This is a genomic window from Bartonella sp. AA56HLJMS (assembly GCF_042197145.1).
Taxonomy (GTDB): domain Bacteria; phylum Pseudomonadota; class Alphaproteobacteria; order Rhizobiales; family Rhizobiaceae; genus Bartonella.
This window is the reverse complement of the sequence record NZ_JBHIRL010000006.1, coordinates 1-13917: the sequence shown is the minus strand read 5'-3', so window position 1 is coordinate 13917 and position 13917 is coordinate 1. Positions and strand designations below refer to the sequence as shown.

Sequence of the window (13917 nt, the reverse complement as noted above, 5' to 3'; positions counted from 1 at the left end):
CTCAAAGGATCTGAAAAACAATTTATAATATGACGACATAAAGAACGCATTCTATTTAAAGAAGGGTATTGGTAATGTACTTTGATATTCATGAGACAATTTTGCCTGAAATGCTTAATCGTCTTGCAGAAATTACAGTGAAAGTGGGGTTGAATTTACAAGAGGGGCAGGATCTTGTTTTAACTGCTCCAGTTTCAGCGTTACCTTTTGTTCGGCGTATTGCATATCATGCTTATAAGGTTGGTGCTGGTGTCATTACACCAATTTTTAGTGATGATATGTTATCGCTTACACGGTTTGAAAATGCCCATACAGCTAGTTTTGATTGTGCCCCTTCTTGGCTTTATGAGGGAATGGCAAAGGCTTTTGAAAATGGGGCAGCGCGTTTAGCGATTGTTGGTGATAATCCTTTGCTCCTTTCCAATCAGGATTTTGATAAGGTTTCACGTTTAAATAAAGCCACTTCAATAGCTTACCAGCCGGCACTCAAGCAAATATCAAATTTTGCTATGAATTGGTCGATTGTTGCTTATCCAACAGCAGGATGGGCTGAGGCAATGTTTCCTTCTTTACCACTTAATGAGGCGATTAAAAAATTAGCCGATGCAATTTTTTCTGCTTCACGTGTTACAGGAGAAGATCCGGTGCAGGCGTGGACTGTTCATAATGCACATTTGAAGAAACGGTCATTTTGGCTTAATGAGCAGCGTTTTTCTGCCTTACACTTTACAGGGCCAGGGACTGATTTAACTGTTGGTTTGGCAGATGATCATGAATGGCATGGTGGTGCATCCGTTGCTCAAAATGGTGTTATTTGCAATCCGAATATTCCGACAGAAGAAGTTTTCACGACTCCTCATGCTCATAAGGTTGAAGGTTTCGTTCGCTCAACAAAGCCCCTTTCCTATCAAGGAACTCTGATTGATAATATTGAAGTACGTTTTGAAGCCGGGCGTATTGTTGAGGCTCGTGCATCAACAGGCCAAGAAGTTTTACAGCAGGTTTTGCAAAGTGATGAGGGTGCAAGCCGGTTGGGCGAAGTTGCCCTTGTGCCCCATTCTTCACCAATTTCTAAGAGTGGACTCCTTTTTTATAATACCTTATTTGATGAAAATGCTGCATGTCATATTGCTTTAGGGCAGTGTTATTCCAAATGCTTTTTAGATGGGGCATCATTGACGTCAGAAGAGATTGCAGCACGTGGTGGGAATAAAAGTGTCATTCATATTGACTGGATGATTGGTTCTGGTGAAATTGACATAGATGGCATTACCCAAGATGGTGTAAGAGTTCCTGTATTTCGTAAGGGTGAATGGGCTTAATTTTGTTACCATAAAACACGGTCATTTGAGGTGGGGTGGGATGTAAGCTTTATTGATACGTTAAGTATTTTAGAGTGTGTGGTATATATTCAAGGCAGGGTTTGTCCATAAAGCCTTTAGTTAAATGATTCACATGAGTAGGAATCCAAGTAAAATCGACTCATCAAGAATTTGTTTAGTAGATGTAGAGGAAGTCTTCGTTTTTTGAGGGGGGAAGAAGTCAATTTATCAGTGATACGATTGGAAAGTGTATAATTATTGAAGAAGAGTAATGCCTGAGCTTCCTGAAGTAGAGACAGTTCGTCGTGGACTTGAGTCCGTTGTAATTGATGCAAAGATAGTATCTGTCAAACTTAATCGTAGAGATTTGCGCTTTCCTTTTCCTGAGGCTTTTTCTGAGCGCCTTATTGGCAGAACAATTATAGAACTTGGTCGGCGTGCGAAATATTTATTATTTCATCTTTCTCAGGATGAAACGATTTTAAGCCATTTAGGAATATCTGGTTCATGGCGTATAGAGAATGATTTTTTAAGAAAAGCTTGTTCAGCGTCAAGTAAATTAGTTAAACATGATCATTTTGTCATGGATATTCAGACAAAGAATGGTGACGTTTATCGTCTTATTTATAATGATGTGCGTCGCTTTGGGTTTATGCTTTTAGTCGATACGGATAAGCTTTATGAACATCCACTTTTAAATAAGCTAGGTCTTGAACCTATGAGTAATTCGTTTTCTGGTTGTTATTTACAAAAGGCTTTTGTTAATAAAAAAATGTCTCTCAAGGGTGTTTTACTTGATCAGTCTATTGTTGCAGGTCTTGGGAATATTTATGTTTGTGAAGCACTTTGGCGGAGTCGTTTGTCTCCACAACGTGGTGCATTTACATTGGCATCAAAAACGGCACGTGCACGTGAATTTGCAGATTCTTTAGCACAAAATATACGCAATGTGATTTCTGAAGCCATTTTGTCTGGTGGCTCTTCTTTACGTGATTATATGCATATAGATGGTTCGCTTGGTTATTTTCAGCATGCTTTTTCAGTTTATGGACGAGAAGGCAAGCAATGTTTGGAATGTGGAGCGCCTATTATACGCATTTTACAGGCTGGACGTTCAAGTTTTTACTGCTCACAATGTCAAAAATGAATAAGGTGTCTTGCAAAATCTTACAAGAGGCTTAAAGTCATCGCATCTATAATATAATTACACAAGGCTTGAAAGGTTTTTTTTATGCTGAATAAAGTACTAACACATCTTGATGGAAATATAGAGAAGAGCCTTGAACGCCTTTTTTCTCTTTTACGTTTTCAATCGATTTCTACAGACTCGGCTTACAAGGATGCATGTCGTAAAGCAGCTGATTGGTTAGTAGAGGATTTAAAAAGCATCGGTTTTGAGGCTTCACGCCGTGATACGCCGGGGCATCCAATGGTTGTTGGGCATCATCCTGGACCTTCAGATGATTGTTTGCATGTGTTGTTTTACGGACATTATGATGTTCAACCTGTTGATCCATTGAGTTTATGGGAGGATGATCCATTTACACCTTCTTTAAAAGAGAGAGATGGAGAGAAAGTTATTTGTGCTCGTGGAGCTTCAGATGACAAAGGTCAGTTGATGACTTTTATTGAAGCATGTCGTGCATTTAAGAAAGAAACAGGGCAGCTTCCTATTAAAGTTACTGTTTTATTTGAGGGAGAAGAAGAATGTGCTTCTCCTTCCCTTATTCCTTTTTTAAAAGCAAATACAGATGAACTTAAGGCAGATTATGCATTGGTTTGTGACACGTCAATGTGGGATGCGGATACACCATCTATTGCTCTTTCTCTTCGGGGAATTATGGCAGAAGAGATTATTATCACAGCAGCGAATCGTGATTTGCATTCTGGTTATTTTGGAGGAGTAGCAGCTAACCCCATTCGTATTTTAACGAAAATCTTAGCAGGACTTCACGATGAAAATAATAGGGCAACACTTCCTGGTTTTTATGATGGCGTAGAAGAAACACCTCCACAGATTTTACAATCATGGAATGCACTTAATTGTACTGCTGAAAATTTTCTTGGTCCTATAGGACTTTCCGTTCCAGCTGGTGAAAAAGGGCGGAGCATTTTAGAGCTTGTATGGGCACGTCCTACCATGGAAATTAATGGTATTAGTGGCGGCTATGAAGGGGAAGGGATGAAAACAGTTATTGCTTCTCAAGCGAGTGCAAAAGTATCGTGTCGTTTGGTGCATAAGCAAGATCCAGAGAAAATACGCCAAGCGTTGCGTGATTATGTACGTAGCTCAATTCCTGCTGATTGTAAGGTTGAATTTAAGAATCACGGTTCTTCTCCGGCACTTCAGATTTCTGATGATTCATCTTTTATCAAGGAGGCGAAGGATGCCTTATCACAAGAGTGGGAAGTGCCTGCTGTTTTGACAGCCATGGGGGGCTCGATCCCAATTGTAGCAGATTTTCGGTCAATTCTTGGTATGGAAACTCTTTTGGTTGGTTTTGGACTGGCTGATGACCGTATTCATTCTCCTAATGAAAAATATAATTTAAAATCGTTTCATAAGGGGCAGCGGTCTTGGGCGCGTATTCTTGCTGCTTTAGCAAGTAGGAGGGTAAATGGCTGAGATTCGCGTTCATCAAGGTGATTTACCAAACTTAGACAATTATAAAACTGATGCCATTGCGATTGATACCGAGACTTTAGGATTACAACCCTATCGTGATCGTTTATGCGTTGTTCAGCTTTCTTCTGGAGATGGTACTGCCGATATTATACAGATTGCTAAAGGACAAAAGAATGCACCTAATTTGGTCAAGCTTCTTGAAGATAAAGCGGTCGTAAAAATATTCCATTTTGGGCGTTTTGATCTTGCTATTTTAGCACATACATTTGGTGTTATGCCAGAGGCTATTTTTTGTACAAAGATTGCTTCGAAACTCACGCGCACTTATACGGATCGTCATGGTTTGAAAGAAATTTGTAATGAATTGCTGAATGTGAATATTTCTAAACAGCAACAATCTTCGGATTGGGCGGCAGAAACGTTATCACAGGCACAAATTGAATATGCTGCGTCGGATGTGTTATATTTGCATCGTTTAAAGGTTATATTTGAAGAACGTTTAAGACGTGAAGAGCGAGAAAATGTTGCCAAGGCATGCTTTCAATTTTTGCCTATGAGAGCTAGGCTTGATCTTTTAGGATGGGCGGAAGTTGATATTTTTGCGCATAGCTAACTTTAAAATTGGCTTTTAAATGGAGTTAATTATTGATGTGAGAGGACAAAATGCTTGTACATTATGGGCATTTTATCCTCTCATCTTTTCTGATAAGAATTATAATAAATTCTTAAGTGCTATTTCATTTGAAGTTTAGGCAATAAAGGTACTTTTGCGAATTCATATTTTTTATTTTTGTAACAGCTTTTATTTGAAACAAAGCAATTTTGAGGAGAGGCTGAAAACATACGGTAGGTTGGAAGACTTAAATCTCTGAAACCGGTATACAGCCTAATTGGGGGAGAATATGAATGTGTAAATGTAAAAAACCAATCTCATCTTTACCATCATTTTTAATTCTGCTTTACGACTTTCAAAAGTATTTAAAGCAATGTCTGTTAAATAATAGAGATTACGCATTGCCCCATACTTTTGTTTCTCATGTTTTTAATGGATTTACGTTCTTCGTGTAAAACAGAACGCTCTAAACGGAATATATTTGTGTTGCTAATTCATGTGCTTTTTGTAAAGAAACCGACACCCAAGTTCATTTTACGGTGGCGCTCATAAAAGATATAACAATAAAGCTTCCAATACCAATATAAAATCTATTGAACACTACCATCTTTATGCTTATGGAGTAACAAGCCGCTACCATCCACACAACTGTGCCAATTCCCAATGTTGTGTAAGTCCTTAGCACTTGAGACGGTTCATAAGAGGCATTTTTAGTCTTTTTTTTTAGTGTTTTTTATCCACACAGCTCTCACAACTTGTAACGTGCAAACAAATGGTTTTGATTGATTCAACATGAAAAAGATTTGGAATGAGAGAATCTTATGGTATTTAGGATTCTCAGTCAATATGAATAACGCTAAATTATCATTATAAATCAGTATATTATATGAAGTTCGTATAGTTTATTATTTTCAGACGATACTTCGTGCCTTTATTTATTACTCAATAAGTAATTTCTATGTTGGCAGAGCAGGGCAATTTTCTTTTATTTTAAAATTAAAATGCTTCAAAGCTTTGTTTTTTGAGGATTCTCACTTTTTATCTATAAACATGCTATTTTTCTCTAGAAATTTGCAATGAAGACACTAGATAAAATCCATTATGGATATTTAATGAGGTTAAATTTATGAATATAAAATATTTTATTACGGCTTTCGCTACGTTTGCTTCAATCTCTGTAGCTCAGGGTGCTTCTTTCTTGTCTTCTCAAAAGTTAATAGAGGGTATACCTTCTCTTGTTCCTCCTAGAGATCTTTTTTCTAGTGAACAGTTGAGCAAGATCTTCTCTGAAGTTGTTCAAATGGAACTTTCTTGCACGCATAACAACCAATGCATAACAGCAGCTAAGTTAGTACCTGTATCATATTCTGGTAAAAAAAGATTTAAAAAGCCTAAAAAAGGATCAGGAAAAGGAAAACGACCAGACTTATTTGGTCGAAGTCCAATGAGTTATTAAAAAGTAAGAAAACAACATCAAGAGGTCTAACGTATGATCGGGAATTGAAGAGAGGAGATATTTTTATCATTTGAAAAGTGGAGGAGCAGTTGTTCGCAAAGGGTATTATAATTGTGTACGGAGGGGGTGAAGAGTACTATTTGGAAAAGATATGGGGAGGTGGATTTCGGTGTAAGAATACTCTGTATAATGGCAATCGCTCGTTACAAAATTCATGGGTTTGGATAAATATAACCTCCCGATTTTGGGTTACGCTGTTATTCTGTAAATACTGTCATTTAAGCGTAACTATACAGCGCATATAAAACTCCTTGATAAGTGTTTTTAGAGTAGGGCTTGTCCAGAGAGAGCCTTTAGTTAAGTGAATCACATAAATAAGGAGTTAAGAAAATCCTCTCGACAAGAAACTAAGCTGTTTGCAGAGAGGATACTTCATCAAAATCGAGTGAAGCAACAAAAATGTTAAACTTTTGATCTTTGATGGTATGCTTCGACTACAGAATTTATAAAATATTCATTTGTCTATGATTCAAAATATCAGATATTTTTTCTGCCAAATTCATGATTTTTAAAGCAAGGTGTGGTGTGAAAACTTTAAGAAAGATTTCTCGTTTTTTCAGCTTTAAGGAGATTTCTATATAAGTTTTAATGTTTATCATACCGGTTATCTGTCTTTAGGTATTTTTTTCAATTTAGCTAAAAAGAGTATGAAATGATAGCCTACAAATAGGGCTAAAGCTCTGGAAAAGATTTTCTAGAAAGTTAAGCAGAAGCGTAAATATGTCAAAAAGGAATAAATTCCTAAATTAAAAACAAAGAGCAAGCGTGATGAAATTACATGTAATTTTGTTGCAGTTCATGGGGTAGTGAAGATCTTGTTCTGTCGGGTACAAGCATTCTTACAATGATGAAAAAATAATCAAAGAGCTATTCACATTTGGTTATACGAAGGATGAAGCTAAAAACGTTGTTTGTATGAATTTAAATGGAACTGTTACATTTAGCTGCTCTCAATATTGTAACAGTCTTCATTGTTATAATATTGAGAATATTAATAGGAGCCATTCTAGCTTTTAAATAGTTTTATTTATTCACACACTTGCTTGTTTGTGAGGTGCTGGGGGGCTTTAATATAAAAAGGCTTAAGATAAGAGCATCGTCAATATTGCAGACGAATTAATATAAAAGATATTTTTTCATTATAAATCAATATATTATATTTTTATGTCAATAGCACACGCTTTACACGGAGGGTACTGTGGCGCAGTTTTTTTATCAAAATGATAAAGGAGAGAAAACGTGAGGAAAAGAGATCATTTGTGCATGGGCATAGTTTTATTCTCATTTATTACAGATCAAGCAATTAAGGGTACTTTGATTGGCTTTTTGTTTTTTTTATAAGTGTATCATTTTTGCTACAGATATCTGAAGATGGGGCTCTATATGAAACGGTGTGTTCAAATAAATATTCAGCTATGGAGAGAAAATATGAATATGAAATGGTTAATAACAGCTTCTGCTTTCGCTTTTGTTTCAGCTTCAGCAGCACAAGCAGCAGATGTTATTGTTCCCCCAAGACCAACACCTGTTGCTCCCGTTATTGTTGCTCCAACTTTTTCTTGGACAGGTTTTTATGTTGGGGGCCAGATTGGTGGTTTTTCGGGTAAAACGAAAATGGATATTCTCAGTAATGGAAACAAGATTCCAGCGCCTGATGACCTTTTGCCTAAACTATCTGGTTTCATGGGTGGTCTTTATGCAGGTTCCAACGTTGATCTTGGTAATGGCCTTATTCTAGGTGTTGATACAGATATCATGTGGTCTAATAAAGATGACACGAAGACAGGAAAAACATATGTCATTGCCCCAGAACACATCAATTATATTAACAAGGTATTAAAAGACGCTGCAATTAATATTGGTAAAGATGCGCTTAAACCTGGTGCTAAACGAACCCACAGTTTCACTTTTAAAGAAAAGTGGGCTGGTGCAACGCGCGTGCGTATTGGTTTTGCAGCTGAACGCATTATGCCTTATGTTGCTGGTGGTATCGCTTATACACAGCTTCAAGATAGTGCGTTGATTTCAATAACAGATAAAGATTCAGACAAAGTAATCGCTTCTGGTACTCTGTCTGATGAAACAAAGACCCTTGTTGGTTACACCCTTGGTGCTGGTGTTGATTTAGCAATGACCAATAATATTATTGTACGTGCGGAATATCGTTACTCAGATTTTGGGAAAAAGAAATTCTCAAATGATAAATATGAGACTTCTTACAAAACCAATGATTTCCGTGTTGGTGTTGCTTACAAATTTTAACAGATGATAAGTTAAATAACAGAGGCTCTGTCTTTGACAGAGCCTCTGTTATTTTCTGTTGCCATATTATCACACAATACATAATTTATTGTGGATGTGAAAAGATATTATTCAGATTTTCTTAAAAAAAATCATAGACAATAAACAAGAATTACATTTAAAAACCAATAAGTTATTTATATATATATCTTTAGGTTTCTCGTACAAAATCAAGCTATGAAGCGATTTTGTCTGGGATGTGCCCTCCATTTTCTGTGACTGTATCATTTTTACTACAGCTTTTCTTTCTTTAATCTTGTAGCACTGTGCTCATAAATAAATTAGGAGCAAAGTTTATGAATATAAAATCTTTAGTAACAACTTCTGTTATCGCTATAGCAGCAGCTTCTGCAGCACAAGCTGCTGATGTTATCATCCCTCGTGAAACAGCCCCAGCAGTCATCGCAGCAGCCCCTTCATTTTCTTGGACAGGCTTTTATATCGGTGGTCAAGTTGGTAACTTTTCAGGTAAAGTTGATGTAGTTGATTCAGAAACAAAAAAGAAAATTACAGATAAAGACTGGACACCTAAGCCTTCCGGTTTCATGGGTGGTATTTATGTAGGTTCCAACGTAGATCTTGGTAATGGCCTCATTCTAGGTGTTGAAACCGATGCAGTCTGGGCTGACCGCGAAGATTCAAAAGCGCATTCAGCAGTCATTGGGGACGCAGGCCTTCAAACTTTCAAAGATGAGCTTACAGAAGCTAAAGCTACACCTGCTACAGGAAAAACTATTGCTGGTATCGTGGCGACTGACAAACGTGTAGAGGGCACCTCTATAAAAGAAAAATGGTCTGGTGCAACACGCGTTCGTGTTGGTTTTGCAGCAGTTGATCGCATTATGCCTTATGTTGCTGGTGGTATTGCTTATACGCAGCTGCAAGTGGTTGATTCTCTTAAGGCAGCGACAGCTGAAGGTGCCGAAATCGCTTCTGCTAAAGTGTTTGATGAAACGAAAACGATGGTTGGTTTCACTGTAGGTGGTGGTATTGACTTTGCAATGACAGACAATGTTCTGTTGCGTGCAGAATATCGTTACTCAGACTATGGTAAAAAAGCATTTGTAAAGGGCGGGGATAAATTAGCTTACAAAACCAATGATTTCCGTGTAGGTGTTGCTTACAAATTCTAATTTCGTCAACAACGAAATAAACTTCCAAGAGGCTCTGTCTTTGACAGGGCCTCTATTATTTTCTGTTGTTATATTATCACATACCCTATATTTATTAGGGGAGTAAAAGATATTATTTAGATTTTCTTAAAAAGATTTTTATAAATGACAGATAACAATTATGCCATAAAATCAATAATTTACACATACTTGTAACTTACAATTTCTTATGAAACGTGAAGTTATGAAATGACTTTATCTTGCGTCAGCTTTCGTTTCCTATGATTGTATCATTTTACTACAGCGTTTTTTTGTAGTCGTATAATACTGTGCTCGTAAATAAATGAGGAGCAAAGTTTACGAATATAAAATCTTTAGTAACAACTTTTGTTATCGCTATGACTACAGCTTCTGCGGCACAAGCTGCTGATATTGTCATTCCTCGTAAAACAGCTCCAACAGTTATCACAGCTCTTTCGTTTTCTTAGACAGGTTTTTATCTTGGTAGTTAAGTTGGCAACTTTTCAAGTCAAAGTTGATGTATTTGATTTTGAGACAAAAGAAAAAACTTCAGATAAAGATGCACTACCTATGCCTTCCGGTTTCAACGGTGGTATTTATTTAGGTTCCAACGTAGATCTTGGAAATGTTCTCATTCTAGGTGTTGAAACCGATGCAGTCTGGGCAGACCGAGGAGAGACGAAGACGGTCTCAAAGATTCTTGTGATTGATGATTTTAATGATAAATTTAAAGATGCTGGTGTCACATTAGATGAAGATGAAAAGTTTCAAAAGGGTGACACAGCAGTGTATTGCATTGGTTTCAAAGAAAATGGTCTGGTGCAACACGGGTTCGTGTTGGTTTTTCCATCGCTGACAGTATTATGCCTTATGTGGCTGATGGTATTGCTTATGCGCAAATACAGGGTGTTGGTAAAGTTTCAGGAACAAAAAAATTGGCAAATGGGTAAGCCAAGTAAAGAAGTTTCTGCTACAGTATTTGATAAAATAAAAACGATGGAGGGTTTCACCCTTGGTGGTGGTATAGATTTCGCGATGACAGATCATGTTCTGCTTCGTGCGGAGTACCGGTACTCAGACTTTGGTAAGAAGGAATATAAAAAGGATTACCTTAAACTAGGCTACACAACCAATGACTTTCGTGTAAGTATCGCTTACAAGTTCTAATTTCATCAAAAGTGCAATTATGAATAAAAAGTATTAATAAAAAGTTAAATTTTCAAGAGATCTTGACTTTTACAAAACCGCTGTTTTCTGGGGTTTATTTGTGTGATTGTGACATTTTTACTACAGCTTTTCTATTTATAATCTTGTAAGGTCGTTTTATAGTTAATTTAGGAGCAAAATTATGAATACAAAATCTTTAATAGCAACTTCTATTGCCGCTTTAATTTCAGTTTCTGCAGCACAAGCTGCTGATATTATCATCTCTCGTGAAACAGCCCCAGCAGTTATCGCAGCAGCCCCTTCGTTTTCTTGGACAGGTTTTTATCTTGGTGGTCAAGTTGGCAACTTTTCGAGTAAAACTAAAGTAACTATTCCAGGAGCAGACAAAGAACTTTTCAAAAAAGATAACACACCTAGTCCTTCTGGTTTCATGGGTGGCATTTATGCCGGATCTAACGTAGACCTCGGAAATGGTCTCGTTCTCGGTGTTGAAACCGATGCAGTTTGGGCAGACCGTGAAGAATCAAAAAAAGCCCGTGAATTGACTCTTACTGAAAAAGATGCAGCAAATTTTAATGATGCCCTTGAAAAAGCTAAGGTTGAATTAAAAGGTCAGCAACGGTTTGAAAACGGTGACAAGGTAACAGAAACGCACAGTTACAAAGAAAAATGGTCTGGTGCGACACGTGTCCGTATCGGTTTTGCTGCTGTTGACCGTATTATGCCTTATGTTGCTGGTGGTATTGCCTATGCGCAGGTGCAGGGCATTCAATCCGTTGCAGGAAAAGGAGAGAGAGCTAAAGTTGAGCAGAAAGCTGACGGGGATGGAAAAGTGCCAGAGGCAGGGGCTAAGCAAGCCATAGATTTGACTGGTGGCACTTGGGCTGATGACACGAAGACAATGCTTGGTTTCACTATTGGTGGTGGAGTTGACTTTGCAATGACAGACAACGTTCTTTTACGTGCTGAATACCGTTACTCCGATTTTGGTAAAAAGAAATTCGCCAACGATACACGTGAATTCAACTACAAAACCAATGACTTCCGTGTAGGTGTCGCTTACAAATTCTAATTTCGTAAAAATGAAATTATCAGCACAAAAAATACTAAGGCCTCGTTTAACGGGGCCTTTATTTTATTATCTCTCTATTTTATTCCTCTTAATCTCTTCATTTTTAATGGGATCATACTCCTCATGCAAAACAGAACGCCCTAAACGGAATATACTTGTTGTTGTGTATTCACACATTTTTTTTAAATAAATATTTTTCAAAGTACATCAATCTCACTTATGTCTTTGGAAAAGATTTGAATATTTTAGGCTCTGATGTTCAAACAAAGGATAAACTTCTCTTGCAAGCTGAGAGGAATGTTTCGATTGATGCCACACGCAACAGTATGGACAATCAGAATGGGAGTGAAACATCTCATGTTGCCTTGCACAATGGCTCTCATTTAAGTTCTGGAAAAGAGACCACTGTTCTCTCTGGAAAAGATATCCATATGGCTGCTTCCGATATAGATGCCAAGGGTAATGTTGCTCTTGGCGCCCAAGGGGAGGTAACAATAGGGGTAAGAAACGATGAGATGGAGTATCATCTTCGCACCAAAAACACGAAAGTGGACATGCAAGCCTCTCATGCCGTTGGCTCTTCGATAAAATCGGGAGGTGACACCACTGTCATTGCAGGGCAGGATGGCAAACCGCATGATCTTAGCATCACAGGCAGTTCCATTGCGGCTGATGGCAAGGTAGGGCTGAAAGCCAGCAACGATGTCCTGATCAATAATGCAGAGGATAGCTTACATTATGAGATGTCGTATCACAAAGAGGGTGGGGTGTTTAGTAGCAGCAAATCTGAGCATAACAAGATGGATGTGAGCCAAGTTGTGGGGTCAAGCATAACAGGGGGTGAAGGCATTGCCATTGATTCCGGAAACAACACGGAAGTTGTAGCCTCGACGCTCATAGCCGGTAAGGCAGAGGAAACGTCAGGAGAGAAAGCACCAGGAGAACAGAAACAAGCGGATATTACTATTCACTCTGGGGGAAAGATTACTATCAAAGGTGCCCAAGAACACTTGGACCAGCAAGCACAATCGTCATCAAGTGGCTTTTTGCATGAGAAATCGTCCGATACATCTCAATCGCATACCACAACGGTCTCCTCTATCCTTGGGGCAACGGGCAACATCGTGTTAGACGCACAAGGAGAAGCCAAGATTTCTGCTTCTCATCTGCTTTCCGGTCAAGATATCAATGTGAGCGGAGAAAGTGTGACGATTGATGGCATGACAGATCATCATAAAAGCCATTCAGAGGAGCATGAAACAGGTTTTGGTGTGGGATCAGGCAAGGGCTTTGTGTCGATATACGGGAGTGAGGGAAAGACAGAAAATGAAGAGAGTTTTGAGCATCAAGGTTCTTCTCTCAATGCGGATGGTACGATCACCATCACTGCCAAGAAAAAAGATGTGAAAATTGTTGGCTCTGATCTTGCAGGGGAAAATGTTAATCTTACCGCAGCGCATGATGTGAATGTGCTTGTTGGTCATAATAGCCATTCCTCAAGCTCAAAGGAAGAACGTACAGGCTTTGGCATTCAGTTTGAAAAGAGCAACAGCGGTGCTTCTGTAGGTGTTGGAATTGCAAGCGCCAAAGATACGGGCGATCAATGGGAAACCACTTCCACACAATCACACATCACGGCACGCCAAGATGTGCAGATTACTGCTGACAATGATGTGAATTTACAAGCAGCCATTGTTTCGGCGGATCGTGATGTCAACATGGATGCTGGCAATAATATCACCCTATCAGAAAGCTATGATACCTCTAACGCAAAAGAAAAGCATGAAAAGTCTTTTGCTGGTGTGACAACTTCCGTTGATATCGGTGTCCTTGGCACGGTACAAGGCTTAAAAGATTCAGCGGACCGTATGAACAATAAGGATGGCAATAACACCGTTATTAATGGCATACTGACCGGCATGAAAATCAATCACCTCTTTAATAAAGGAGAGAACTTTATTAATTGGCTGACTGGCAATACGGGGGAAAAGGGGAACACAACCAAAGGACTGAGTAGCTCATTAGGAGGGGTGGGGGGCTCCACCAAGGATGCTCTTGCCAATCTGGCTGGCGCATCTGGCAGTGTAACCGTGGGCTTTAAAACTGAGAAAACAGAAGCCTCTGTTCAGACCTCCACAGCGGTGACAGATAGCATAGAAGGCGGACG

Annotated in this window: 9 protein-coding genes and 1 pseudogene; all 10 read left to right on the top strand. The window is 38.5% G+C overall.

Going from position 1 to position 13917, the window contains the following annotated elements; all coding sequences use genetic code 11:
- The first annotated feature begins 74 nt into the window (after positions 1–74).
- Complete coding sequence (locus ACFINI_RS04425; RefSeq protein ID WP_375639437.1) at positions 75–1322, top strand: aminopeptidase; 1248 nt, start codon at positions 75–77, stop codon at positions 1320–1322.
- A gap of 271 nt (positions 1323–1593) precedes the next feature.
- Positions 1594–2469: a bifunctional DNA-formamidopyrimidine glycosylase/DNA-(apurinic or apyrimidinic site) lyase gene (gene mutM, locus ACFINI_RS04420; RefSeq protein ID WP_375646271.1), complete on the top strand. Its 876-nt coding sequence runs from the start codon at positions 1594–1596 to the stop codon at positions 2467–2469.
- 84 nt (positions 2470–2553) lie between these two features.
- Positions 2554–3948 (top strand): M20/M25/M40 family metallo-hydrolase, encoded by a 1395-nt coding sequence (locus tag ACFINI_RS04415; protein WP_375611787.1) that lies wholly within the window; start codon positions 2554–2556, stop codon positions 3946–3948.
- Positions 3941–4561, top strand: a complete 621-nt coding sequence (locus tag ACFINI_RS04410) for a ribonuclease D (RefSeq protein WP_375611786.1) — start codon at positions 3941–3943, stop codon at positions 4559–4561. Before ACFINI_RS04415 ends, ACFINI_RS04410 begins: the two co-directional genes overlap by 8 nt.
- 1126 nt (positions 4562–5687) lie before the next feature.
- Positions 5688–6017, top strand: coding sequence for a hypothetical protein (locus ACFINI_RS04405; protein ID WP_375646269.1), 330 nt, complete (start codon positions 5688–5690; stop codon positions 6015–6017).
- 1488 nt (positions 6018–7505) lie between these two features.
- On the top strand, positions 7506–8339 hold the full coding sequence (locus ACFINI_RS04400) for an outer membrane protein (RefSeq protein WP_375621215.1): 834 nt from the start codon (positions 7506–7508) through the stop codon (positions 8337–8339).
- 335 nt (positions 8340–8674) lie between these two features.
- A complete protein-coding gene (locus ACFINI_RS04395) occupies positions 8675–9511 on the top strand; it encodes a porin (protein WP_375639432.1) in 837 nt (278 codons plus the stop codon).
- Positions 9512–9991: 480 nt separating this feature from the next.
- A complete protein-coding gene (locus ACFINI_RS04390) occupies positions 9992–10678 on the top strand; it encodes an outer membrane protein (RefSeq protein WP_375646267.1) in 687 nt (228 codons plus the stop codon).
- Between the two features lie 181 nt (positions 10679–10859).
- The gene (locus tag ACFINI_RS04385; RefSeq protein WP_375638376.1) at positions 10860–11750 is read left to right on the top strand and encodes an outer membrane protein; all 891 of its coding nucleotides are present in this window, start codon (positions 10860–10862) and stop codon (positions 11748–11750) included.
- A gap of 215 nt (positions 11751–11965) precedes the next feature.
- Positions 11966–13917 (top strand): annotated as a pseudogene (locus ACFINI_RS04380) (hemagglutinin repeat-containing protein); the annotation flags it as partial.

Bases quoted from the DNA above. Each gene is read 5' to 3' on its own strand.
- ACFINI_RS04425 (WP_375639437.1), top strand. From the start codon at position 75: ATGTACTTTGATATTCATGAGACAATTTTGCCTGAAATGCTTAATCGT.
- mutM (WP_375646271.1), top strand. From the start codon at position 1,594: ATGCCTGAGCTTCCTGAAGTAGAGACAGTTCGTCGTGGACTTGAGTCC.
- ACFINI_RS04415 (WP_375611787.1), top strand. From the start codon at position 2,554: ATGCTGAATAAAGTACTAACACATCTTGATGGAAATATAGAGAAGAGC.
- ACFINI_RS04410 (WP_375611786.1), top strand. From the start codon at position 3,941: ATGGCTGAGATTCGCGTTCATCAAGGTGATTTACCAAACTTAGACAAT.
- ACFINI_RS04405 (WP_375646269.1), top strand. From the start codon at position 5,688: ATGAATATAAAATATTTTATTACGGCTTTCGCTACGTTTGCTTCAATC.
- ACFINI_RS04400 (WP_375621215.1), top strand. From the start codon at position 7,506: ATGAATATGAAATGGTTAATAACAGCTTCTGCTTTCGCTTTTGTTTCA.
- ACFINI_RS04395 (WP_375639432.1), top strand. From the start codon at position 8,675: ATGAATATAAAATCTTTAGTAACAACTTCTGTTATCGCTATAGCAGCA.
- ACFINI_RS04385 (WP_375638376.1), top strand. From the start codon at position 10,860: ATGAATACAAAATCTTTAATAGCAACTTCTATTGCCGCTTTAATTTCA.